The organism is Amycolatopsis vastitatis, assembly GCF_002234595.1.
GTDB lineage: Bacteria > Actinomycetota > Actinomycetes > Mycobacteriales > Pseudonocardiaceae > Amycolatopsis > Amycolatopsis vastitatis.
This window is the reverse complement of the sequence record NZ_NMUL01000083.1, coordinates 13,169-34,593: the sequence shown is the minus strand read 5'-3', so window position 1 is coordinate 34,593 and position 21,425 is coordinate 13,169. Positions and strand designations below refer to the sequence as shown.

At 70.2% G+C, this 21,425-nt stretch carries 19 protein-coding genes and 2 tRNA genes; 7 read left to right on the top strand and 14 right to left on the bottom strand.

Features of this window, described 5'->3' with window-relative positions:
- Positions 1 to 16 precede the first annotated feature (16 nt).
- A complete protein-coding gene (locus CF165_RS47730) occupies positions 17 to 1,351 on the top strand; it encodes an acyltransferase family protein (RefSeq protein WP_093954230.1) in 1,335 nt (444 codons plus the stop codon).
- Positions 1,352 to 1,354: 3 nt separating this feature from the next.
- Here CF165_RS47730 and CF165_RS47725 read toward each other — a convergent pair whose 3' ends face one another.
- The 8 genes from CF165_RS47725 to CF165_RS47690 form a co-directional block, all read right to left on the bottom strand.
- Entirely contained in the window at positions 1,355 to 2,254 is a 900-nt protein-coding gene (locus tag CF165_RS47725; protein WP_093954229.1) for an amidohydrolase family protein, read from the bottom strand.
- Positions 2,251 to 2,733 (bottom strand): SsrA-binding protein SmpB, encoded by a 483-nt coding sequence (gene smpB, locus CF165_RS47720; RefSeq protein ID WP_093954228.1) that lies wholly within the window; start codon positions 2,731 to 2,733, stop codon positions 2,251 to 2,253. Before smpB ends, CF165_RS47725 begins: the two co-directional genes overlap by 4 nt.
- A gap of 47 nt (positions 2,734 to 2,780) precedes the next feature.
- Positions 2,781 to 3,674 carry a permease-like cell division protein FtsX gene (gene ftsX, locus CF165_RS47715; protein WP_093954227.1) on the bottom strand — a complete coding sequence of 298 codons (894 nt, stop codon included), beginning with the start codon at positions 3,672 to 3,674 and terminating at the stop codon, positions 2,781 to 2,783.
- Between the two features lie 42 nt (positions 3,675 to 3,716).
- Positions 3,717 to 4,406 carry a cell division ATP-binding protein FtsE gene (gene ftsE / locus CF165_RS47710; RefSeq protein WP_086683549.1) on the bottom strand — a complete coding sequence of 230 codons (690 nt, stop codon included), beginning with the start codon at positions 4,404 to 4,406 and terminating at the stop codon, positions 3,717 to 3,719.
- 184 nt (positions 4,407 to 4,590) lie between these two features.
- Positions 4,591 to 5,688 (bottom strand): peptide chain release factor 2, encoded by a 1,098-nt coding sequence (gene prfB / locus CF165_RS47705; RefSeq protein WP_143268889.1) that lies wholly within the window; start codon positions 5,686 to 5,688, stop codon positions 4,591 to 4,593.
- Positions 5,689 to 5,751: 63 nt separating this feature from the next.
- Complete coding sequence (locus CF165_RS47700; RefSeq protein WP_093954225.1) at positions 5,752 to 6,252, bottom strand: PadR family transcriptional regulator; 501 nt, start codon at positions 6,250 to 6,252, stop codon at positions 5,752 to 5,754.
- A gap of 412 nt (positions 6,253 to 6,664) precedes the next feature.
- Positions 6,665 to 6,741 (bottom strand) — tRNA-Met (locus CF165_RS47695).
- Positions 6,742 to 6,800: 59 nt separating this feature from the next.
- Positions 6,801 to 7,397, bottom strand: a complete 597-nt coding sequence (locus CF165_RS47690) for a TetR/AcrR family transcriptional regulator C-terminal domain-containing protein (RefSeq protein ID WP_093954224.1) — start codon at positions 7,395 to 7,397, stop codon at positions 6,801 to 6,803.
- 93 nt (positions 7,398 to 7,490) lie between these two features.
- Here CF165_RS47690 and CF165_RS47685 point away from each other — a divergent pair, with 93 nt between their 5' ends.
- On the top strand, positions 7,491 to 8,918 hold the full coding sequence (locus CF165_RS47685; protein ID WP_093954223.1) for an FAD-dependent monooxygenase: 1,428 nt from the start codon (positions 7,491 to 7,493) through the stop codon (positions 8,916 to 8,918).
- Between the two features lie 145 nt (positions 8,919 to 9,063).
- On the opposite strand, the gene CF165_RS47680 is transcribed toward CF165_RS47685, so the two are convergent.
- Positions 9,064 to 9,137: transfer RNA gene (locus tag CF165_RS47680), tRNA-Met, on the bottom strand.
- A 67-nt stretch (positions 9,138 to 9,204) separates the two neighbouring features.
- Positions 9,205 to 12,204 carry a UPF0182 family protein gene (locus CF165_RS47675; protein WP_093954222.1) on the bottom strand — a complete coding sequence of 1,000 codons (3,000 nt, stop codon included), beginning with the start codon at positions 12,202 to 12,204 and terminating at the stop codon, positions 9,205 to 9,207.
- Positions 12,205 to 12,352: 148 nt separating this feature from the next.
- On the opposite strand from CF165_RS47675, the gene CF165_RS47670 reads away from it, so the two are divergent.
- Positions 12,353 to 12,904, top strand: coding sequence for a PPA1309 family protein (locus tag CF165_RS47670; protein WP_093954221.1), 552 nt, complete (start codon positions 12,353 to 12,355; stop codon positions 12,902 to 12,904).
- Positions 12,905 to 12,921: 17 nt separating this feature from the next.
- On the opposite strand, the gene CF165_RS47665 is transcribed toward CF165_RS47670, so the two are convergent.
- Positions 12,922 to 13,926, bottom strand: a complete 1,005-nt coding sequence (locus CF165_RS47665; RefSeq protein WP_205661221.1) for a YlbL family protein — start codon at positions 13,924 to 13,926, stop codon at positions 12,922 to 12,924.
- Between the two features lie 203 nt (positions 13,927 to 14,129).
- Between CF165_RS47665 and CF165_RS47660 the strand changes: the two genes are divergently transcribed.
- On the top strand, positions 14,130 to 15,509 hold the full coding sequence (locus CF165_RS47660) for a zinc-dependent metalloprotease (protein ID WP_167441781.1): 1,380 nt from the start codon (positions 14,130 to 14,132) through the stop codon (positions 15,507 to 15,509).
- Positions 15,510 to 15,863: 354 nt separating this feature from the next.
- Here the strand turns inward: CF165_RS47660 and CF165_RS47655 are convergent, their stop codons facing one another.
- Positions 15,864 to 16,373, bottom strand: a complete 510-nt coding sequence (locus tag CF165_RS47655; RefSeq protein WP_093954218.1) for a M48 metallopeptidase family protein — start codon at positions 16,371 to 16,373, stop codon at positions 15,864 to 15,866.
- Positions 16,374 to 16,603: 230 nt separating this feature from the next.
- On the opposite strand from CF165_RS47655, the gene CF165_RS47650 reads away from it, so the two are divergent.
- From CF165_RS47650 to CF165_RS47640, 3 genes are all read left to right on the top strand, one after another.
- Entirely contained in the window at positions 16,604 to 17,650 is a 1,047-nt protein-coding gene (locus CF165_RS47650; RefSeq protein WP_093954217.1) for a ThiF family adenylyltransferase, read from the top strand.
- A 60-nt stretch (positions 17,651 to 17,710) separates the two neighbouring features.
- On the top strand, positions 17,711 to 19,051 hold the full coding sequence (locus CF165_RS47645) for an ABC1 kinase family protein (RefSeq protein ID WP_093954216.1): 1,341 nt from the start codon (positions 17,711 to 17,713) through the stop codon (positions 19,049 to 19,051).
- Between the two features lie 163 nt (positions 19,052 to 19,214).
- Positions 19,215 to 20,102 (top strand): hypothetical protein, encoded by an 888-nt coding sequence (locus CF165_RS47640; RefSeq protein ID WP_093954215.1) that lies wholly within the window; start codon positions 19,215 to 19,217, stop codon positions 20,100 to 20,102.
- Between the two features lie 77 nt (positions 20,103 to 20,179).
- Here the strand turns inward: CF165_RS47640 and CF165_RS47635 are convergent, their stop codons facing one another.
- Entirely contained in the window at positions 20,180 to 20,365 is a 186-nt protein-coding gene (locus tag CF165_RS47635) for a hypothetical protein (protein ID WP_093954214.1), read from the bottom strand.
- Complete coding sequence (locus tag CF165_RS47630; RefSeq protein ID WP_167441780.1) at positions 20,362 to 21,234, bottom strand: class I SAM-dependent methyltransferase; 873 nt, start codon at positions 21,232 to 21,234, stop codon at positions 20,362 to 20,364. The genes CF165_RS47635 and CF165_RS47630 overlap by 4 nt, the downstream gene beginning before the upstream one ends.
- Between the last annotated feature and the right edge of the window lie 191 nt (positions 21,235 to 21,425).

Genomic DNA, 21,425 nt, shown 5'->3' with positions numbered 1-21,425 from the left:
GACCAGGCTGAACGGCATGCAGACAAGCCAGGGGGTCGCGAGCGGCGGCCGGGACAGGTTTCTCGACGTCGTCCGGGCGGGGGCCATCCTCGCCGTCATCGCCCAGCACTGGATCATGCCGGTGCTGTCCTATTCCGACGGGCACCTCGCGACCGGCAACGCCCTCGCGACGCCCGGCTGGTGGGTCGTGACCTGGTTGTCGCAGGTCATGCCGCTCGTCTTCTTCGCCGGGGGTGCGGCGAACCTGATCTCGTTCCGCCGCGCGGACTCCGCGCGGCAGTGGCTCGCCGGCCGCATCCGGCGCCTGATGGTGCCGGTGCTGCCGCTGGTGGCCGTCTGGCTGGTCATGCCGGACTTCCTCCTCGGCCTGGGCGTGCCGCCCCAGCCGGTGCAGGTCGCGAGCGCGATCGCCGCGCAGCTGCTGTGGTTCCTCGCGGTGTACGTGCTGGTCGTGCTGCTCACGCCGGTGATGGTCGCCGCGCACCGGCGCTGGGGACTGAAGGTGCCGCTGGTCATGGCGGTCGCGGGAGTGCTGGTCGACGTCGCCCGCTTCAACGACCTCGGGTACGTCGGTTACCTCAACGCCGTGTTCGTCTGGGTCGCGGTGCACCAGCTGGGCTTCCACTACGTCGAAGGTCGCCTCGGCGCGCTGACCCGCCGTGCCGCGCTGACTTTGTCGGCCGCCGGCTTCGGCACCACGGCGCTGATGGTCGCGTTCGGGCCGTACCCGGCCAGCATGATCGGCATGCCGGGGGCGCCGGTGTCGAACATGAGCCCGCCGACCGTGCTGCTGGCCTTCCTCGCCGTCGGCCAGATCGGCCTGCTGCTGGCCTTCCGCCCGCAGCTCAACGCGCTCGCGGCGCGTCCCGGTGTCGGCGGCGCCCTCGGCTGGCTCGGCGCGCGGTTCATGAGCGTCTACCTCTGGCACATGCCGGCGCTGGTCGTCGTCGCGGGCGTGACGGTCTACGGTCTCGGCTACCAGACCCCGCCGCCCGGGACCGTGTTCTGGCTGGTCATGGCGCCCGCGTGGTTCGCGGTCTGCGGGCTGACGCTGCTCGGCCTGCTGCGGCTGTTCGCGCAGTTCGAGACGCGGCGTGACGCGAGCGAGGCGACGGCGGGCGTGCCGCAGCTGGTGGTGGCCGGGCTGATGATCTCCGGTGGTCTGCTCGGCCTGGCGGCCCACGGGTTCGCCCCGCTCTCGGACGGGATCGCGGGCGGCCCGCTGCCGTGGGTGGTCCTCGCGACGGCCGGGTTCCTCCTGGCGGGCAAGCAGATCCCCGCGACCGTCCTCGGCACCCGCCTCCTCGGCCGCGCGGTAGCGGTGACCGAACGGGCCGCGCTGCGCCGCTGAACCTCAGGCGTTGAGCAGCCGCAGCGGGGTGTCGTGCAGGACGGCCCGCAGGAACGGCTCCCCCAGGCGATCGTCGGCTGCTGCCCAGCCGGCGATCGCCTGCAGCTGCGTCGCGTACGAGTACGGGATGTTCGGGAAGTCCGTGCCGAGCACCACGCGGTCGGCGAACGCGGCCAGCCGCGCGGTCCAGTCCGGCGGCAGCGGGGCCATCTCTTCGACGAACGGCACCCCGACCATCGTGGTGTCCAGGTGCACCCGCGGGTACTTCGCCATCAGGTCGAACGCCGCTTCGAACTCCGGCATCGCCGCGTGCGCGAGCACCGCCGTCAGCTTCGGGTGCCGGGCCAGGACCTCTTCGAACACCGGCAACCCGGTGAAGTCGCCCGGCAACGGACCGTGTCCACAGTGGACGACAACGGGGACGCCGGCGTCGGCCAGCGCGCCCCAGACCGGCTTCAGCAGCTCGTCACGCGGGTCGTACGCGCCCACCTGCACGTGCGCCTTGAACACCCGGGCACCGGCCCGCAACGCACCGTCCACTGCGGACCCGGCGCCGGGCTCCGGGTAGAAGGTGCCGGTCGGCACCGCGTCCGGGACGCGGGCGGCGAACTCCAGCGCCCACGACGTCAGCCACTCCGCCATCCCCGGCTTGTGCGGGTAGACCAGCGGCGCGAACCGCCGGACGCCCAGCGAGCGCAGGGTCTCCAGCCGGTCCTCTTCGGACGTCCGGTAGTGCACCGGCCACGCGGTGCCGTAGTGCGTCGAGGCCCGGTCGAAGTAGGCCCAGACCTTGTCCATCACCGGCTTCGGCAGGAAGTGGACGTGCAAGTCGACCAAGCCCGGCAGGCCCAGCGACGCCGTCCAGCGCGCCACGTCGGCATCGGAAGCCGGGCCGGGCGTCACTCCGTGAACCGGCCCTTCAGCGCGCGGCCCATGGCCTTCCTGATGTCGCGCTCCGCGTCGCGCTTGGCGAGCGTCTGCCGCTTGTCGTAGGCCTTCTTGCCCTGGGCCAGCGCGATCTCGACCTTGACCTTGCCGTCCTTGAAGTACATCGACAGCGGGACCAAGGAGAGTCCGCTCTCCTTGGTCTTGCCGATGAGCTTCTCGATCTCCCGCCGGTGCAGCAGCAGCTTCCGGGTACGCCGCGGCGTGTGGTTGGTCCACGTGCCCTGCGTGTACTCCGGGATGTGCACGTTGCGGAGCCAGACTTCGCCGTCGTCGACCGTCGCGAACGCGTCCGCCAGCGACGCGTGGCCCTCGCGCAGGCTCTTCACCTCGGTGCCGACGAGCACGAGACCGCATTCGTAGGTGTCGAGGATGGAGTAATCGTGCCGCGCCTTGCGGTTCGACACGATCACCTTCTGGCCACGTTCCTTGGGCATACGACCACTCTACGTGATTCTCGAAGCGACAAGCAGCTGGTTAAACGCTAGTGCCGGACGTACAGCCGCAGCGTGACGTACCCGGTGATGGCGGAGATCACCACGGACACCCCGAGCAGGATCGGCGCGACCGGGAACAGCAGCTCCAGCATGGTGATCTTCGGGAACACGTCGCCGGTGAACACCGAATCGAGGAAGCCGGCCTTCGTGATGATCAGCATGATGATCCCGATGACCGCACCGAAGACGCCGGCGACCACCGCCTCCAGCAGGAACGGCAGCTGCGTGTACCACCGCGTCGCGCCGACCAGCCGCATGATGCCGACCTCGGTGCGCCGGGTGAACGCGGACACCTGGATCGTGTTCGCGATCAGCAGCAGCGCCGCGATGGCCATGATGAGCGCGGCGCCGAACGCCATGTTCCGGACGCCGTTGAAGGCGTTGAACACGCGGTCGAGGAACTTCTTCTGGTCGTCGACCTTCCGCACGCCCGGCTTGCCGCTGTACTCCTGGACGATCGCGTTGCTGCGGTCCGGGTCCTTCAGCTTCACCTTCAGTGACGCGGGCAGCGACTCGGGACCGGTGAGCGCGATCAGTTCCGGCTGGCTCTCGAAGATCTTCTTGAACCGGTCGAAGGCCTGGTCGCGGTTCTCGAACACGACCGACTCGACGCCGCCGTTGCTCTGCAGCGAGGAACGCAGCGACTGGCACAGCGACTGGGTGCAGTTCTTGTCCGTCGCGCTGATGTCGTCGGTGAGGTAAACCGAAACCTCGACGTCGGCGAGGAAGTTGGACTTCATCTTGTCGATCGTGCGCACGGCCAGGAGGCCGCCGCCGAGCATGGCGAGCGACACGGCCGTGGTCAGGATCATCGCGATGGTCATCGTGACGTTCCGGCGCAGGCCGGTGATTACCTCACTGAAGACGAAACTGGCGCGCATGTCGGGGTCAGGTCCTTGAAGTCGGGGGCTGGGGCGGGAAGGTCAGCGACCGATGCCGTAGACGCCGCGGGCGTCGTCGCGGATCACCCGGCCGAGCTGCAGCTCGACGACTCGGCGCCGCATGGAGTCCACGATGGAGTGATCGTGGGTCGCCATCAGGACGGTCGTGCCGGTGCGGTTGATCCGCTCCAGCAGCAGCATGATGTCCTGGCTGGTGTCGGGGTCCAGGTTCCCGGTCGGTTCGTCGGCGAGCAGCACCAGCGGGCGGTTCACGAACGCGCGCGCGATCGCGACGCGCTGCTGCTCACCACCGGAGAGCTCGTTGGGCAGCCGGTCGGCCTTCCCGTCGAGGCCGACGAGCTCCAGCACCTCGGGGACGACCTTCTTGATGGTCGGGGCCGGCTTGCCGATGACCTCGAGGGCGAACGCGACGTTCTCGGCGACGGTCTTGTTGGCCAGCAGGCGGAAGTCCTGGAACACGCAGCCGATGGTCTGCCGCAGCCGGGGGACGCGGCGGCGGGCCAGCTTGGCGACGTCGAAGTTGGACACCATCACGCGGCCCTTGCTCGGCGTCTCTTCGCGCAGCAGAAGCCGGAGGAAGGTCGACTTCCCCGATCCCGAGGGACCGATGAGGAAGACGAACTCACCCTTGTCGATGTTGACGGAAACCCGCTCGAGCGCGGGCCGCGTCGAGGTCTTGTAGACCTTGGAAACCTCTTCGAGCCGGATCACGATTCGGCATACTACCCACCGGTCTCGTGAAGCCCCGGTTGCCGGGGGCCACCCGGGTGGAGCAAGGGTCGTTTGCGCACTGTGTGTAGTGGGGTCGTACCCCACACCCCGCGCCGGTGGCTCCGCCACCCGGACCCCCGGAAAGCCGCCGTGAGCGGTCGACCGGCCACCGCACGCACCCGGCCTAAGAGCCTTGTATCCGCCAGCGGATGCCGGCGTCGAGGAAGCCGTCGATGTCGCCGTCGAGCACCGCGGTGGGGTTGCCGACCTCGTACTCGGTCCGCAGGTCCTTGACCATCTGGTACGGGTGCAGCACGTAGGAGCGCATCTGGTTGCCCCAGCTGGAGCCGCCGTCCTTGAGCGCGTCCATCTCCTTGCGCTCTTCTTCCTTCTTGCGCTGCAGCAGCCGGGACTGGAGGACCTTCATCGCGGCCGCCTTGTTCTGCAGCTGCGACTTCTCGTTCTGGCAGGAGACGACGATGTTCGTCGGGATGTGCGTGATGCGCACCGCGGAGTCGGTCGTGTTGACGCTCTGCCCACCGGGGCCCGACGAGCGGTAGACGTCGACCCGGATGTCCTTTTCCGGGATGTCGACGTGGTCGACCTCTTCGACCTCGGGCAGCACCTCGACGTGCGCGAACGACGTCTGGCGGCGGCTCTGGTTGTCGAACGGCGAGATCCGGACGAGCCGGTGGGTGCCCTGCTCGACCGAGAGGGTGCCGTAGACGTAGGGGGCGCTGACCTTGAAGGTCGCCGACTTGATGCCCGCCTCTTCGGCGTAGGAGATGTCGTAGACGTCGGTCGGGTAGCCGTGACGCTCCGCCCAGCGCAGGTACATGCGCAGCAGCATCTCGGCGAAGTCGGCCGCGTCGACGCCGCCGGCCTCGGAGCGGATGGTGACGACGGCGTTGCGGTCGTCGTACTCGCCCGAGAGCAGGGTGCGGACCTCGAGGCCGTCGATGGCCTTGCCGAGGTCGGTCAGCTCGGCCTCGGCCTCGGCCATGCTGCCGGAGTCGCCCTCGGCCTCGGCGAGCTCGTACAGCACGCTCAGGTCGTCGAGCCGCTGGCGCAGCTCACTGATGCGCCGCAGCTCACCCTGCCGGTGGGACAGCTGGCTGGTGACCTTCTGCGCCGCCTCCGGGTCGTCCCAGAGGTTCGGGCTCGAGGCCTGCTGTTCCAGGTCGGCCACCTGGGCACGCAGCGCATCCAGGTCCATCACCGACTCGATCTGCGTCAGCTTGCCGGCCAGGTCCTTCAGTGCCGCGTCGAACTCATCACTCACGTTTGTCAAGGTTACGGCAAAACCCACGACCGGTTGCGAGGACCGGTCGTGGGCGCTGCAACCTCAGGCCGCGGGGATGGCGTCGAGCAGCTTCAGCGCGGCCTTGGCCTGCGCCTGGGCGAACTCGGCGACGGCCTTCTCGTACGGCCCGTCGGCCGCCTTGGTGGCCGACCGCGCGTCGTCGAGCTGCTGGCTGTAGCTGGCCCGGGCGGACTCGAGCAGCGACTGGCGCTGCTTCGCCGTCAGCGAGCCGGCGTGCACGAGCCGCAGGATGAGCGGGCTGCGCAGGTGGTCGGGGCCGGCTTCGGACGTCAGCCAGGCCTTGAAGGCCTTCTTGCCGGCGGCGGTGATCAGGTACTGCTGGCTGGAGCGCGGGCCCTGCTTGCCGAGCCGGACGAGACCTTCTTTGGACAGCGCCGGGAGCTCCCGGTACACCTGGCTGCGGGTGACGCTGAAGAAGGCGCCGAATCGCTCACCCGCTCCCGCGACGAGCTGCCCGCCGGTGGCGGGACCGTCGTGGAGCAGACCGAGCAGGGCGGCGGCTGTTGCATTCAATTCGGACACGTCCTCTACATTCCCACTTATCGGCCGCTGTGTCCACAGTGGTCAGCGGAGGTGTCCATTGTGGCTAGTGAGATCCCCTCGTTCGGCCCAATGCGACCGGGTCCACTGTGGACCGCGGACACGCTGTGCAACCACCAGGGGCACGCTTTGGTCCGAAAAGCCGCACACTCACCGCCGCGGCAACCTCCAGGCAGGTGAGTTCGGCAAGCGGCCTTCCCCAGCTTGGCGCACACCGAACACGCACCGCAACCATCCGGAAACAACGGCCGGATCGCGGGATTCGTAGAAAAAGGCGGCCACGGCGAGGGATCCAAGTGGACAGAGCGCCTTTGGCGGGGTTTCGGTGTTCGGCCACCAATACAAAGCGAAAGAGGCCGATGTTCGCATATTATGCGAACATCGGCCTCTGCCGTGGTAGCGGGGACAGGATTTGAACCTGCGACCTCTGGGTTATGAGCCCAGCGAGCTACCGAGCTGCTCCACCCCGCGCCGTTGTGGTACTTGAAGAAGATTACACGGTGCTTCCAAGGCGTTTACACCGGGGTCCCCTAACCCGCCTGACCAGGCGTTTCAAGCCAGCCGCGGGCTCCACTGAGGACCATCGACAGGCCGTCCTCGAACCGCGCGTCGGCGTCACCCAGCACGGCTTCGCCCGCCGTCTCGCGGTACCGCTCGTCGAACTCCCCCGGCACGGGGCGGACGGCCTGCTCTTCGATCACGTAACCGATGACGAAGCAGTAGACGGTGAACGTCGCACGGCTCGCCCGCCCTTCGTCCAGACCGGCCTCGATGCTCCGGCGCAGCGAGTGCTCGCCGATCAGGCTCATGTCGGCGAGGTAGGTCCCGGAGAAGACCTTCCCGCCGTCGCGGTAGGCCAGCATCATGCGGCGCAGCGCGCGGGCGCCGTACGCGACGCCTTCCCACTCCCCCAGCGACTCCGGCACCGCCCGCTGCGCCGCGGAATCGCGGTACATCTGTGTCGCCATCTCGTCGAGCAGCTCCTGCTTGTTCTTCATGTGCCAGTAGAGCGCCGGCGCCTTGACGCCGAGGTCGGCGGCGATCAGCCGGAGCGTGAGGCCGTTCAGCCCGACGTCGTTGAGCAGCTTCAGCCCGGATCGCGCGATGTCCTGCCTGCTCAGCGCCATTTTCGCCGATCCCCTTCGTTACCCGGGTTGACAGTTTAACGATGTTAAGGGCATCCTCGGGGCAGGTCAATTTAACGTTGTTAAGGAGTGAGGATGGACGAGCTGACGGCAGAGGTGGTCGTCGCCGGGGCCGGCCCGACGGGGCTGATGCTGGCGAACGAGCTGGCACTGGCCGGAGTGGACGTTCTGGTGCTCGAGCGGATGCACGAGCGGACGGGATTGTCGAAGGCGCTGAACCTCCAACCCCGCACAGCGGAAATCCTGGACCTGCGGGGTCTGCTGGGCCGCGCGGAGGACCGGTCGTTCGCGACTGTCGCGGACGGACACTTCTCGGTGATTCCGGTGAGCTACACGGGCTGGGACACCCGGCATCCGTACCAGCTGGGCATCCCGCAGGCGGAAGTCGAAGCGGCGCTGGAGGAGCGGCTGGCAGAGCAGGGCGTGCGCGTGCGACGCGGCCACGAGCTGACGGGCTTCTCGCAGGACGCCGAGGGGGTAACGATCACGGCAGGCGGCATCCGCGTGCGAGCGGCCTACCTGGTGGGCTGCGACGGCGGCCGCAGCGCGGTGCGCAAGGCGTTGAACCTGCGGTTCGAAGGGATCGAAGGCCGGGGCCACGGCGTCTCGGCGGACGTGTTGTTCGAGTCGCCCCCACCGGGAGCACCGACGAAGTGGCGCTCGATGGCCAACATGGTGACGTCGAAGAGCCCGGGCAAGTTCGTCGGCATCATCCCCCTGGCCGAGCCGAACCTGTACAGAGTGACGTTCGGCGACCGCCTGAACCGCCCGCGGAACCTCCGCGCGGAGGTCACCGACGACGAAGTCCGCGAAGCGGTCCACGAGCGTTTCGGCCCGGAGGCGAAGCTCGCGAAGATCCGCTGGGCATCCCGGTTCTCGGACGACAGCCGCCTGGCGGCCAGGTACCGGGTGGGCAGGGTCTTCCTGGCCGGCGACGCGGCCCACATCCACTTCCCGGCCGGAGGCCAGGGCCTCAACTTGGGCATCCAGGACGCCATGAACCTGGGCTGGAAGCTAGCCGCCGAGCTGCACAACCAAGCCCCACCAACGCTCCTGGACACATACGAAGCAGAGCGCCGCGAAGTGGCGAAGCAGGTCCTGGACAACATAGCGGCCCAGAACGCCCTGGTCCCCCTGAACGAAAACCAGCGAGCCCTCCGAGCCCTGTTCCGCACCTTGACAGAGCTCCCAGAGGTAGAGCACCACTTATCAGGAATGATCTCAGGCCTGAGCATCAGGTACGAAACGAAGGAAACCCACCCGGCAGCAGGAGCCCGCCTCCCCGACTTCCCAACACCAGAGGGCCACGCAAGCGACGTGTTCCACAAAGGAAAGTTCGTCCTGCTGACGACAACCCCAACCCCACCCCCACACCCACACCCAGAGGTAGTGGTAGCGAAGGTCCCCAAACTCCCTTGGCCAGACCTAACAAGAATCTTGGTCCGCCCAGACGGCTACGTAGCGAACACGACAGGCGCAACAACCGGCTGGCTGACAACCTGACCTGACCAACCGACGGAACCACCCGCAGGGGGGTCCAGGGGCGGCGAAGCCCCCCTGGCGGGGGTCTGGGGGTTCGACCCCCAGGGGCAAACGCGAAGGAGGGCCGGCTCGCCGATTTTGGCGAGCACAGCCCTCCCAACCTCTGTAGCGGGGACAGGATTTGAACCTGCGACCTCTGGGTTATGAGCCCAGCGAGCTACCGAGCTGCTCCACCCCGCGTCGTGACACCTACCTTACGCCCTGGTTTCCCGGGGGTGCAAAGCAGGTGCCTCGGAGGTAAGCGAAGTCACCTTCCCGGCGGGGTGCTGGGGGGTGCGCTGGTGCCGGGTGCGGCGGTTTTGGCGGCTTCGTAGGCCCTGGCGGCGGCGTCGAGGGCGGCGAGCGCGGCGCCTTGGTCGGTGAAGTTGCCGGATTGCTGGGCGGCTTTGAGTTTGGCGATGGCCGCTTGGATGTCGGCGACGGCCTTGTCGAGGGCCGCGTTGCCGCCGCCGGTGTTCGCCGGCGGTGTCGTCGGGGTGGTGGGTGTCGTAGGCGGCGTCGTGGTCGGCTGCCCGGATTGGGGTGGCGTGGTGGTGGCCTCGCCGGTGCCGGCGCCGAAGACCTGGTCGAGGGCTTCCTGGAGGGTGGCGCCGTAGCCGACCTTGGGTCCGTAGGAGACGAGGACGCGGGCCAGCTGCGGGTAGCTGTTCTGGTTGCGCTGCCGGATGTAGACGGGTTCGACGTAGAGGAAGCCGTCGGCGACCGGAAGCGTGATCAGGTTGCCGTAGATGGGCGTGACGTTGGGGTTGTTGAAGAGGGTGCGGTCCTGGGCGACGCGGGAGTCGCTCTGGAACCGGTTCTGGACTTGGACGGGTCCGTCGACCTGGGTGGCTCCGGTGGCCGCGCTGGGTAGCTGGAGAACGCGGATCTTGCCGTAGTCGATGGGGTCGGACGACACGGACATCCACGACGCGAGGTACTGGCGCTGGAGGCCGGTGAGGGAGCTGGTCAGCTGGAACGTCGCCTTGGCCTGGCCGGGAGTGTTGGCGAGGACGTAGTAGCCGGGCTGGTTGGCGGCGCCGGCGGCCGCCGGGTTGGAGCCGCCTTCGGCGGTCGGGTCCTGCGGGACGCTCCAGAAGGCCTGCTGGGAGTAGAACTCCTGCGGGCTGCTGACGTGGTAGCGGGACAGCAGTTCGCGCTGGATCTTGAAGAGGTCTTCGGGGTAGCGGAAGTGGGCGCGCAGGTCCGGGGAGATCTCGGAGCTGGGCTTCACGAGTCCGGGGAAGACCTTCTCCCAGGCGTTGAGGACGGGTTCCTTGTCGTCGATCGAGTACAGGGAGACGGTGCCGTTGAAGGCGTCGACGGTGGCCTTCACCGAGTTGCGGATGTAGTTGATGGAGCTGTTGGCCTGGCGGGCGACGCCGTTGAGGGAGTCGTTGGTGGCCGCGCCGAGCTGGGTCTGCTGGGCGTACGGGAAGTTGTTGAGCGTCGTGTAGCCGTCGATGATCCACTGGATCTTGCCGTCGACGACCGCCGGGTACGGGTCCCCGTCGAGGGTCAGCCACGGGGCGACCTTGCTGACGCGGTCGCGCGGGTCGCGGTTGTACATGATCTTCGAGTTGTCGCCGATGGCGTCGGAGAACAGGATGTTCCGCTCGCCGTACTCGGCGGCGAAGGCGAGGCGGTTGAACCAGTTGTCGACGGAGACGCCGCCGGTGCCCGTGTACTTGTAGCGGTCGGTGGCGGTGTCGTACTCCCCGGGCGCGTTGCCGGATGTGCCGCCGACGATGGCGTAGTCGGATTCCGCGGCGGACAACTCGCCGTAGTAGATGCGGGGTTCCTTGACCTCGATGCCGGGCTGCCCGGACGTGGGCGCGCCGGCGCCGGCCGGGTTCTGCGTGTCGCTGGTGGTGGCGATCGGGTAGCCGCCGTCGGAGTTGGCGTCCTTGACCGCGCGGTCGATCGTGTTGGCGGGTGCGACGACGAAGCCGTTGCCGTGGGTGTAGACGAGGTGCTTGTTGATCCAGCTGGTCTGGTTGCCGGTCAGGCCCTCGGTCTTGATCTCCTTGGCGGCGACGATGTAGTCCTGCGTGACGCCGCCGACGGTGTAGCGGTCGATGTCGAGCTTGGCCGGGAAGCCGTAGAAGTTCTCGCGGCCGACGCGCTGGGTGAACGTGTCGGACAGGATGTTCGGGTCGAGCAGCCGGATGTTCGACATCGTCCCGTTGTCGGACTTGATCTGGTCCGGGGTGGCGGACGAGCTGCCGGTGTAGGGCTGGTACTGGACGTCGGTGAGGCCGTACGCGCGGCGGGTGGCGTCCATGTTGCGCTGGATGGACGTCGCTTCCCTCTCGTTCGCGTTCGGCTTGACCGAGAACTGGTCGAGGACGGCGGGCCAGGCGACGCCGACGAGGATGCTGGACAGGATGAGCAGCACCAGGGCGATGGCCGGGAGCTGCAGGTTGCGCAGGAAGGCGCCGGCGAAGAACGCGATCGCGCAGATCACCGAGATGCACAGCAGGATCAGCTTGGCGGGCAGCACCGCGTTGAGGTCGGTGTAGGTGGCACCGACGAACAGCGGCATGTCGCGGTCGGACAGCAGCAGGTTGTACCGGTCGAAGAAGTACTCGATCGCCTTCAGCAGCACGAAGAGGCCGACGGTGATGGCGAGCTGCGCGCGGGTCGGGCCGGCGAGCTGGCCGCCCTTGCCCGCCAGCCGGATGCCGCCGAAGACGTAGTGGGAGATCAGCGCGCCGAAGAAGGAGATGACGACGGTGATGAACAGCCAGCCCAGCAGCCAGTTGTAGAAGGGCAGGTCGAAGGCGTAGAAGCCGACGTCGTGGCCGAACTCGGGGTCGGTCTGGCCGAACGAGGTGCCGTTGAGGAACAGCTGCACGACCTGCCAGTCGCCCTGGGCGGACAGCCCGGCGACGAGGCCGGTGAGCACCGGGATGCCGACGCCGAAGAGGCGGATGCGCGCGACGATCGCGGAGCGGTAGCGCGCCAGCGGGTCGTCGGCGCCGGAGATCGGCACGAACACCGGGCGGGTGCGGTAGGCGATCATCAGGCTGACCGCCAGCGCCCCGCCGACGAGCAGGCTGACGGCGAGGAACAGCACGGCCCGGGTCACCACCTGGGTGGTGAACACCGGCCGTGCGCCGACTTCGCCGAACCACAGCCAGTCGACGTACGTATCGAGGAGACGGGCCCCGAGCAGCAGCGCCAGCACGATCACCGCGGCGATGATGAGGAGGATCCGGCTCCGCCGGGACAGCTTCGGCAGGCTCACCGGGGGCCGAGTCGCCACGGCACACGCTCCTGTCTTCGTGAACACTTGAGCAGGGGCGCGTGCGCCCCCTGATTCCCTAACTCTACGGATGCCCGGTGGAGTTCCCGGGACCCGCCCGAACCGGACTCGCGGCGTCGCGCGCCGGTCGACCTGACACGATGTGCGCATGGCAGCGAACGAAGCGCGACAGGCCGGCGTGGCCGCGCTCGCCCGTGAGATCGAGGAGTTCATGGCCGCGGGTGGCTGGGACCAGCCGCCGCAGCTGTTCGCGCTGGTGCCGACGGCGGCGCTGCTGGACGAGCAGCCGGAGCTGGCCGGGCAGCTCGACCGGGCGAACCCGCTGACGCCGGTGGCCCAGGAAGCGCTGCCGGAGGGCGACCTGGCCGAGGCGCTGGGCCGGATCGCGTGGCCGGATCTGGTCATCGGGTGCGCGCTGGCCCAGGAGATCATCGTGCTGCCGCCGGGCTCGGAGTCGGAGCTGCCGGACGTCGCCGAGGCGGACGCGGAGAGCCTGCGCCGCGCGGCCGCCGACCACCCGCAGCGGACGGAGGCCCGCCTGGTCGCCGCCGTCCTGCGCGACGGCGAAGGCGCCTGCGTGATGCGGCTGCGCGGCATCGGGACGGCGGACGGAACGGACGAGTCGGTCGACGAGATCGTGGAAAGCCCGGACCTGGCCCCGAATCTGGTCGAAGCGCTCAAAGCGACGCTGTTGCCCTAAGAGAAGGCGGCGGGGCCCTAGCAGGAGGCCGTCGGGCGCCCCGCCTTGAGGTTGGCCAGCTGGGCGAGCGCGTCGTCCAGTGTGGACACCTTGATGAGGTTGAGCCCGGCGGGCGCGGCGGTCTTGGCTTCGGCGCAGTTGTGCTCGGGCACCAGGAACTCGGTGGCACCCGCCTCGCGCGCGCCGACGACCTTGAACGAGATCCCCCCGATCGGGTCGACCTCGCCGGTCTCGGTGATCTCGCCGGTGCCGGCGATGTGCCTGCCGCCCGCGAGGTCGCCGGGCTGCAGCCGGTCGATGATGGCGAGGGTGAACATCAGCCCGGCCGACGGGCCGCCGACGTCCTGCAGGGAGATGTTCACGGTGAACGGCGCGTCGGCGCGGTCGACCGCGGTGAGGCCGATGAAGCCCTCCTTGCGGTCGGGGCGCGCGGCGAGCGTGAGCGGCACGGTCCGCTCGGGCTGGCCGTCGGACTGGAAGGTGATCTGGACGGTCTGGCCGGGCAGGGTGCCGGTCAGCGCCGCGCGCACGTCCGCGGCCTCGACGATCTTCTTGCCGTTGACGGTGATCAGCCGGTCGCCCGGGGCGAGCACGTGGTCGGCCGGGCTGCCGGAGACGATCTGCTTCGCCAGCACCTTGATCGGGTAGCCGAGCTTGCGGAGGGCGGCGACCTGGGCGTTCGTCTGGGAGTCCTGCAGCTGCTGGATGTTCTCCTGCTTGACCTGCTCGTTGGTCTCGCCGGGCTTGAAGTAGTCCTCGCGCGGCGCGAGCGCGAACCGGCCGCTGGCCCAGAAGCCGAGGCCCTGGAACAGGGTGACGCCGTCGTGCAGGGAGACGGTCGTCATCCGCAGCTCGCCGGTGGTCTGCTGGGTCGCGTGACCGGTGACCTGGATGACCGGGTTGCCCGCCGCGTCGCGACCGAGCGTGTCGTAGGTGGGACCGGGGCTGATCGCGACGAACGGCACCGGCACGACCGAGCCGAGCACCACGAAGATCAGGAACAGCGAGCCGCTGACCACCAGTGTCCAGCCGCGGCGGGTCATCCGCCGGGCCTCGCCGGCCGGCTCCGCCGCCGGTTCCGGGGCGCTCTTCGCGGGGGCGGTCTCCTCGGAGGACTTGGTCACGACCGACAGCGTACGGTGACCGCGTTCGCTTCCCGGTGAAGGCCACGCACATGGGTCCGGTTGACGCGCTCGACGGCCGCCGATCCGCGTACGGTGGACACATGAGCAAACCCCCGTTCGGCTTCGGACCTTCCGATCCCGACAAACGAGGTGAGAACGACCCCTCGGAAGGCGGGCAGCAGTCCGGCGCCGAGGCCTTCAACCAGCTCGGGCAGATGCTGAGCCAGCTGGGCCAGATGCTCAGCCAGGCGGGCAGCTCCAGCGGGCCGGTGAACTACGACCTCGCCAAGCAGATCGCCCTGCAGACCCTCGGCAGCGAGGGCAACACCGGCGAGAGCAAGCTGGGCTTCCGCGGCGGCGACGACGCGAACGCCGCGGTGCGTGACGCCGCCCACCTGGCCGAGCTGTGGCTCGACGCCGCGACGGTGTTCCCGGCGGGTGCGACGTCGACGGTCGCGTGGTCGCCGCGGTCCTGGGTGGAGAAGACCCTCCCGACGTGGCAGCGGCTGTGCGACCCGGTGGCCAGGCAGGTCTCGGGCGCTTGGATGGAAGCACTGCCGGAGGAGGCCAAGCAGGCCGCCGGCCCGCTGCTGCAGATGATGGGGCAGATGGGCGGGATGGCGTTCGGCTCCCAGCTCGGCAACGCGCTGGCGCAGCTGGCGTCGGAGATGCTGACGGCGTCCGAGATCGGCCTGCCGCTGGCCCCGGCCGGGACGTCGGCGCTGCTGCCGGCGAACATCGAGAAGTTCGCCGAGGGCCTGGAGCTGCCGAACAGCGAGATCCTGGTGTTCCTGGCCGCGCGCGAAGCCGCGCACCAGCGCCTGTTCACGCACGTGCCGTGGCTGCGGCAGCGGCTGCTGGCGACGGTCGAGGAGTTCGCCCACGGCATCACGGTCGACACGTCGGCGCTCGAGTCGCTGGCCGGCCGGATCGACCCGGCGAACCCGGCGAGCATCGAAGAGGCCATGTCGTCCGGGCTCCTGGAGCCCCAGACGACGGAGGAGCAGAAGGCGGCGCTGAACCGCCTGGAGACGCTGCTCGCCCTGGTCGAGGGCTGGGTCGACGTGGTGGTGTCGGAAGCGGTCGGCGACCGTCTCCCCGGCGCGGACGCGCTGCGCGAGACGCTGCGCCGCCGCCGCGCGACGGGCGGCCCGGCGGAGCAGACGTTCGCCACGCTGATGGGCCTGGAGCTGCGCCCCCGCCGGATGCGGGCGGCCTCGGCGCTGTGGAAGCTGGTGGGCGACCGTCACGGCCTCGACAAGCGCGACGGCCTCTGGTCCCACCCGGACCTGATGCCGACGGCCGAGGACCTGGACGAGCCGATCGACTTCGCGGAGCGGGTGGGCTCGAGCGGCTCGCTCGACGACCTGGACCCGATCGCCGAGCTGGAGCGCACGGAACGTTCCGAGCGCGCGGAGCGCGAGCAGCAGGACACGCCGCCCCCGGACGACGACGCCAAGGGCGACGACACCAAGAGCTGAGCAGTGCCCCGGAGCCGGGCGTCTCGCGATCCGCGAGGCGCCCGTCTCCATTTCCGGCACCAGCACCACCACCCGCCGCTACCCCAGCCTGCCAATCCCCGCGTGTCGACCCCTCAATCACGCGAGTCGACCCCCCAATCACGCGAGTTGACCCTCCAGGCACGCCAGCCGACCCACCAGGCACGCCAGCCGACCCTCCAGGCACGCGAACCGACCCTCCAGGCACGCGAACCGACCGTCCGGGCACGCGGGTCCACCCGTCGAGCACCCGCGACCTACCGTCCGGCCATCACCGCGCCCGCGACGCGACCGGGGTGGCCCGCACAGCGGACCACCCCGGTCACCGTCACCCGCTCAGTCCTCGGTGGAGATCCCCCACCCGGCTGCGGCCGACAGCCCCTCGAGGTATCCCATCGCGCGTTCGGTCTTCGGGTACCGCCGCACCAGCGCCCAGAACGCCGCGTCGTGGCCGGGCTCGCGCAGGTGCGCCAGCTCGTGCACCAGCACGTAGTCCAGCACCCACGGAGGGACCTTCCGCAGCCGGTCGCTGACCCGGATGGTCGCGTCGACCGGCGTGCAGGACGCCCACCGCGTGCGCATCGGCGGCACCCAGCGGACGCTCGCCGGCGTCGCGTTGCCGTCCAGGTACTTGCCCGACAGCAGCGCGCAGCGCGCTAGCAGGGCTTCGTCCGACGTCTTCGGGGACGCCGGACGACGGGGTTCGGAGCGCTGCAGTTTGCGCTCCATCTCGGCGACCCAGTGTTTCTCCTCCGCCCTGGTCATCCGCGCGGGGATGAGCACGACGAGCGTGTCGTCGTTCCAATACGCGGTGACCGTCCGGTGCCGGCGCTGGCTGCGCCGCACTTCGACCTTGTGTCCTGGTGTGTCCGACGGGGGGTTCGTCTCCCCCGAGCCTCTCAGTGAGGGCGTCCGTGCTTCGACCACCCGACCACGGTAAGGCCAGACACCGACAATCCCGAGTGCGTTGAGGTCACAGACCCGAGTTGTCCACAGCCGGTTTCAATTGTGGATAACTCGGCCGTTCCGCCGTCTTCACGGACTCTCCCGTCGCCGCCTGGTGCGATCCTGCGGACATGCTCCTCTCCACCGCGGACATGCCTCCGGTCCTGTTACCCACACACCCCGCCCTGCTCCCGGGCCTGACGGTGCTGGACCGTGGCCCGCGCGAGATCCAGATCGGGCTCGACCCGCGCCACGGCGTGATCGTCGAAAACCTGCCCCCGGACCTCGCCCGGCAGGTGCGCGCCCTCGACGGCAGCCAGCCCGTCGAGCGGCTCCTGCTCGCCGAGAGCGAACACCGCGACCAGCTGCGGACGCTGCTCCGGCAGCTCACCGCGCTCGGGCTGGTCGTCGACGCCGGAAGGCCCGACAGCCCGGGTCCGCGCGGTGAGACCGGCCTCTGGTCCCTGCGGGCCCGGCACCACCAGGCAGCGTTGACGGACCGGCGGCGCGCCGCCGCGGTGTCGGTGCACGGTGACGGCCGCCTGGCGGTCGCCGTCGCCGTCCTGCTGGCCAACGCGGGCGTCGGGCACGTCGACCTGCGGGTGTCCGGTGTGGTGACCGAGCACGACCTCGGCTCGGGCTTCACCGACGCGGACGTCGGACGGGCCCGGCGGGAGGCACTCGGCGCCCTGCTCCACCGGGTCGGCCCCGAGGTCCGCGTCACGCGCCTGCACGACCGACAGCCGGACATGGCCCTGCTCACCGACGCCGTGGTGCCGGCTCCCGAAGTCGTCGCCGACCTGATGGACGAGGGTGTCCCGCACCTGCTGGTGCGCGTCCGCGACGGGACCGGCATCGTGGGGCCGCTGGTGCTGCCGGGCCGCAGCTCGTGCCTGCGCTGCGCCGACCTGCACCGGACGGATCTCGACCCGTGCTGGCCGCGCGTCGCCGGGCAGCTGGCGGGCCGGCACCAGCGGCCCGACCTCGGTGCGGTCCACGCCTGCGCGTCGCTGGCCGTCGCCCAGGCCATGCGGCTCCTCTCGCCGGCCGAGCCACCGCCACCGACGTGGAACGCCACCCTCGAGATCGACGCCTTCGACGGCCGCATCCGCCACCGCGGCTGGCCGCCACATCCCCGCTGCGGCTGCGGCGCCCGGGCGGTACTCCAGGAGACGTAGGCCACCAAGACGTCGCAAGCAGGCTGCGCGCCGCCGAGGACGCAGGGCAGAATCGCCGGTGTGACCGACTTCCGCGACCCGGCCGATCGCGACACCGCGATGCCGCGCAAGGGTGCCGCCCGTACCGCCAAGCTCGCCAGTCTCCCGCTCGGCATCGCCGGCCGGGCGGTCGGCGGGTGGGGCAAGAGGCTCGCCGGCCAAAGCGCGGAGCAGGTGAGCGCGACGCTCTCGGCCAAGGCCGCCGAGCAGCTGTTCGAGGTGCTCGGCACGCTCAAGGGCGGGGCGATGAAGTTCGGCCAGGCGCTGAGCGTGTTCGAGGCCGCAGTGCCGGATGACATGGCGAAGCCGTACCGCGAGGCGCTGACGAAGCTGCAGGCCGCCGCGCCGCCGATGCCGGCCCGGCAGACCCACCGGGTGCTCGCCGAGCAGCTGGGCCGCACCTGGGCCAGCCGGTTCGCGTCGTTCGACGACGAGCCGTCGGCGGCCGCGAGCATCGGCCAGGTGCACCGCGCGGTCTGGCACGACGGCCGCGAGGTCGCCGTCAAGGTGCAGTACCCGGGCGCCGACGAGGCGTTGCGCAGTGACCTGCGGCAGCTGCAGCGGTTCAGCAGGCTGTTCCAGGCGTTCGTGCCCGGCACCGAGGTCAAGCCGCTGCTCGCCGAGCTCGCCGAACGGATGAACGAGGAGCTCGACTACCAGGCCGAGGCCCAGAACCAGCGTGCCTTCGCGAAGGCGTTCGACGGCGACCCCGGCATCCTGGTGCCCCGGGTGGTGGCCAGCGCGCCGAAGGTCGTCGTCACCGAATGGGCGAACGGCACGCCGTTGTCGAAGGTGATCGCCGACGGCGACCGCGAGACCCGGAACCTGGCGGGCAGGCTGCTGGCGGAGTTCCACTACTCCTCCCCCGAGCGCGTCCACCTGCTGCACTCCGACCCGCACCCGGGCAACTTCATGATCACGGCCGACGACCGGCTGTGCGTCATCGACTTCGGCGGCGTCGCCCGGCTGCCCGACGGCATCCCCCGCCACCTGGGCGAGATGACGCGGCTGGCCCTCGACGGCGAGTCCGCCGGACTGATGCGCCTGCTGCGGGAGAACCGGTTCATCCGCGCCGACAGCGACCTGACCGCGGACGAGGTGCTGGCGTACCTCGCGCCGTTCACCGAGCCGCTGGCCGAGCCGACGTTCCACTTCACGCGCCGCTGGATGCAGAAGCAGGCGGGGCGGGTGGGCGACAGCCGCGGCAACGACTTCCGGGTCGGCCGGTTGCTCAACCTGCCGCCCGAGTACCTGATGATCCACCGGGTGACGGCGGGGTCGACGGGCATCCTCTGCCAGCTCGACGCGGAGATCCCGGCCAGGGGCATCGTGGAGCGCTGGCAGCCCGGTTTCGCGGCCTGAGTTATCCACAGGCGAGGCCGCGAACGGACGGATTCCGCCGAGTTGTCCACAAGTGTCCAAGAACGGGGTTCCACCCGGTTGGCCGAGCCGCCATGCTCGAACCATGACCGCTACTCAACGCACCGATCCACTGTCCCTCAGTAATCCCGGCACCTGCGAGGTGATGAGCCTCGAACAGCTACGCAGGGCCGGGGTGTCCGACCGAAGAACCCGGCGGCTCTGCGGCCCCGGTGGGCCGTGGCGCCGCCTGCACCCCGGTGTCGTCCTGCTGCGCAACACCACCCCGACCCGGCGGCAGCTGCTGCACGCCGCGCTCGGGCGGTACGGCGCCGGGGTGGTGATCAGCGGCGCCGACGCCCTGCAGGCCCACGGCGTGAAGTGCCCGGCCGACGGCGAGATCCGGCTGCTGGTGCCCGACCACTGCCGGGCGGCCGCCCGCGCCGGCGTCCGGGCGGCACGCACGGCCCGGTTGCCGGACCCGGTGGTGGTCGACGGGCTGCCGTTCGCGCCGCCGGCCCGGGCGACGCTCGACCTGGCCCGGTCGGAACCCGATCCGGCCCGGATCCGGCACCTGCTGACGCTGCCGCTCTACTGGGGCCTGTGCGACCGGCGAGAGCTGCTGGCGGAGCTGGCCGACGGTCCGCAGCGCGGCACGGCGGCGGTCCGCAAGGTGCTCCGCACGATCGACGAGCGGCCGATCCAAGCCCACGGCCTGGCGACACGCGTCCTCGACGCCGCCCGGCTCCCGCCGCCGATCTGGGACGTGACGATCTGCGACCGGCGCGGCCGCCGCATCGGCGAGGCGGACGCGTGGTGGGACGAGATCGGGCTGGCCTGGCGGTACCAGTGCGGCCCGGGCCCCGGCGGCGGCTTCAGCCACCTCGCGCTGGCGGCCACGGGCATCGTCCTGGTCCGCTGCACGGTCCGCCAGCTGCGCCAGGTTCCCCAGGAGGTGGCGCTGGAGCTGGCCCAGGCCTTCGGCGAAGCGTCACGCACACCCCGCCCGCGGGTCCGCGCGGTCCCGATGACGCCCATCGGAGACGCGGCCTGACAACTCAAGCACCAGCACTCGCGCGGTGAACTGCCGGGCGAGCCCGTGGCCATCGATCGCTCAGGAGGACGGATTGATCACCAGTACTCGTCGGGCAGCTTGCCCTCGATGTCGCGCACGTGCTGCCGCGCGCAGTCCGGGCACAGCCACTGTTGCGTCCCTCGCTCGCGGGTGGACACCCAGGCGAGCGCCGTAACCGGGTCGTCGTCAGCGCTTCGGCCGCGTCCGCAACGCGTGCACACGGCCGGCTCGGGCGCGCTCACCGCAACCGTCCACAGTGGATCTCCTTGGCGCCGAACAGGTACAGATCGTCCCGGTGGCCGAGGAAGTCCGGGCTTCCCGGGTCGGTCAGGGCGGCGATCGCGGCGAGATCGTCCGCGTCCAGCCACTCCTCGGCCGACTCGGCGAACCAGCCGACGCGATGCACGACGTACTCGCGCAGGAGGTCCGAGCCCGGCATCGGGTGGTCGATGAGCGCGCCGAAGGACTCGACGTCCGCGAGCCCGGCTTCGCGAAGCGCGCGCGGCCAGCCGTAGGGCATGGCGACGCTGCCCGGGATCCCGGCGCGCATCCGGGAGAACCACGCGGACCGCGCGGCGTGCAGCCGTTGCTCCAGCCCGGGCCGCCCGACGCCGAGGTCCCAGGGAAGGCACCGCATTTCGAGGCCGCCCTCGGAGATGGCGAGCACCCCGCCCGGCCGCAGCAGGCCGGCGAGCGTCCGCAGGGCGGCCTGCTGGTCACCGACGTGGTGCACGACGCCGGAGGCCCACACGAGATCGGCGGCGGGCACCCGGCCGGCCAGCCCGGGGTCGGCGAGGTCACCGGACAGGCTGACGACCTCGACGGAGCCGGCGGCCACCGCGGCAACGGCCCGCTCGGCCTCGGCAAGCAGTTTCGGCGTGGTGTCGACGAGCACGACGGTGCCCCCGGAGCGGTGGGCGAGCTCGCGCGCGAACAGCACGCTCATCCCGCCGGCCCCGGACCCGACATCGACGACGGTCGGCCGCTCCGGCACCGAGCCGACGAGCCGCCGGGCAACGGGGGTGAGGGCCATGGCGTCGAGCGTGTCGGCCATGCGCAGCTGGGCGAGGCGGTCCGCCCAGTCGATGTCGTCATGGGTGTGTCCGGACATCAGCCCATTCAACACCAGCCCGCCCACCGCGGCCCGGACCGCCGAAGGAGGTTCCGAAAGACCCCCACGGCATCCAGCCGCCGACGACGTCATGAACGAGTCGTTCATGACGTCCGGCGACATGAACGAGTCGTTCACGACCTGCGGCCGCCGGACAGCCGGGGCACAGCGGGACGCACACTCGCCGACCA

Bases quoted from the DNA above. Each gene is read 5' to 3' on its own strand.
- CF165_RS47730 (WP_093954230.1), top strand. From the start codon at position 17: ATGCAGACAAGCCAGGGGGTCGCGAGCGGCGGCCGGGACAGGTTTCTC.
- smpB (WP_093954228.1), bottom strand. From the start codon at position 2,733: ATGCCCAAGGAACGTGGCCAGAAGGTGATCGTGTCGAACCGCAAGGCG.
- ftsX (WP_093954227.1), bottom strand. From the start codon at position 3,674: ATGCGCGCCAGTTTCGTCTTCAGTGAGGTAATCACCGGCCTGCGCCGG.
- CF165_RS47690 (WP_093954224.1), bottom strand. From the start codon at position 7,397: ATGGCGCTGAGCAGGCAGGACATCGCGCGATCCGGGCTGAAGCTGCTC.
- CF165_RS47685 (WP_093954223.1), top strand. From the start codon at position 7,491: ATGGACGAGCTGACGGCAGAGGTGGTCGTCGCCGGGGCCGGCCCGACG.
- CF165_RS47670 (WP_093954221.1), top strand. From the start codon at position 12,353: ATGGCAGCGAACGAAGCGCGACAGGCCGGCGTGGCCGCGCTCGCCCGT.
- CF165_RS47660 (WP_167441781.1), top strand. From the start codon at position 14,130: ATGAGCAAACCCCCGTTCGGCTTCGGACCTTCCGATCCCGACAAACGA.
- CF165_RS47650 (WP_093954217.1), top strand. From the start codon at position 16,604: ATGCTCCTCTCCACCGCGGACATGCCTCCGGTCCTGTTACCCACACAC.
- CF165_RS47640 (WP_093954215.1), top strand. From the start codon at position 19,215: ATGAGCCTCGAACAGCTACGCAGGGCCGGGGTGTCCGACCGAAGAACC.
- CF165_RS47630 (WP_167441780.1), bottom strand. From the start codon at position 21,234: ATGTCCGGACACACCCATGACGACATCGACTGGGCGGACCGCCTCGCC.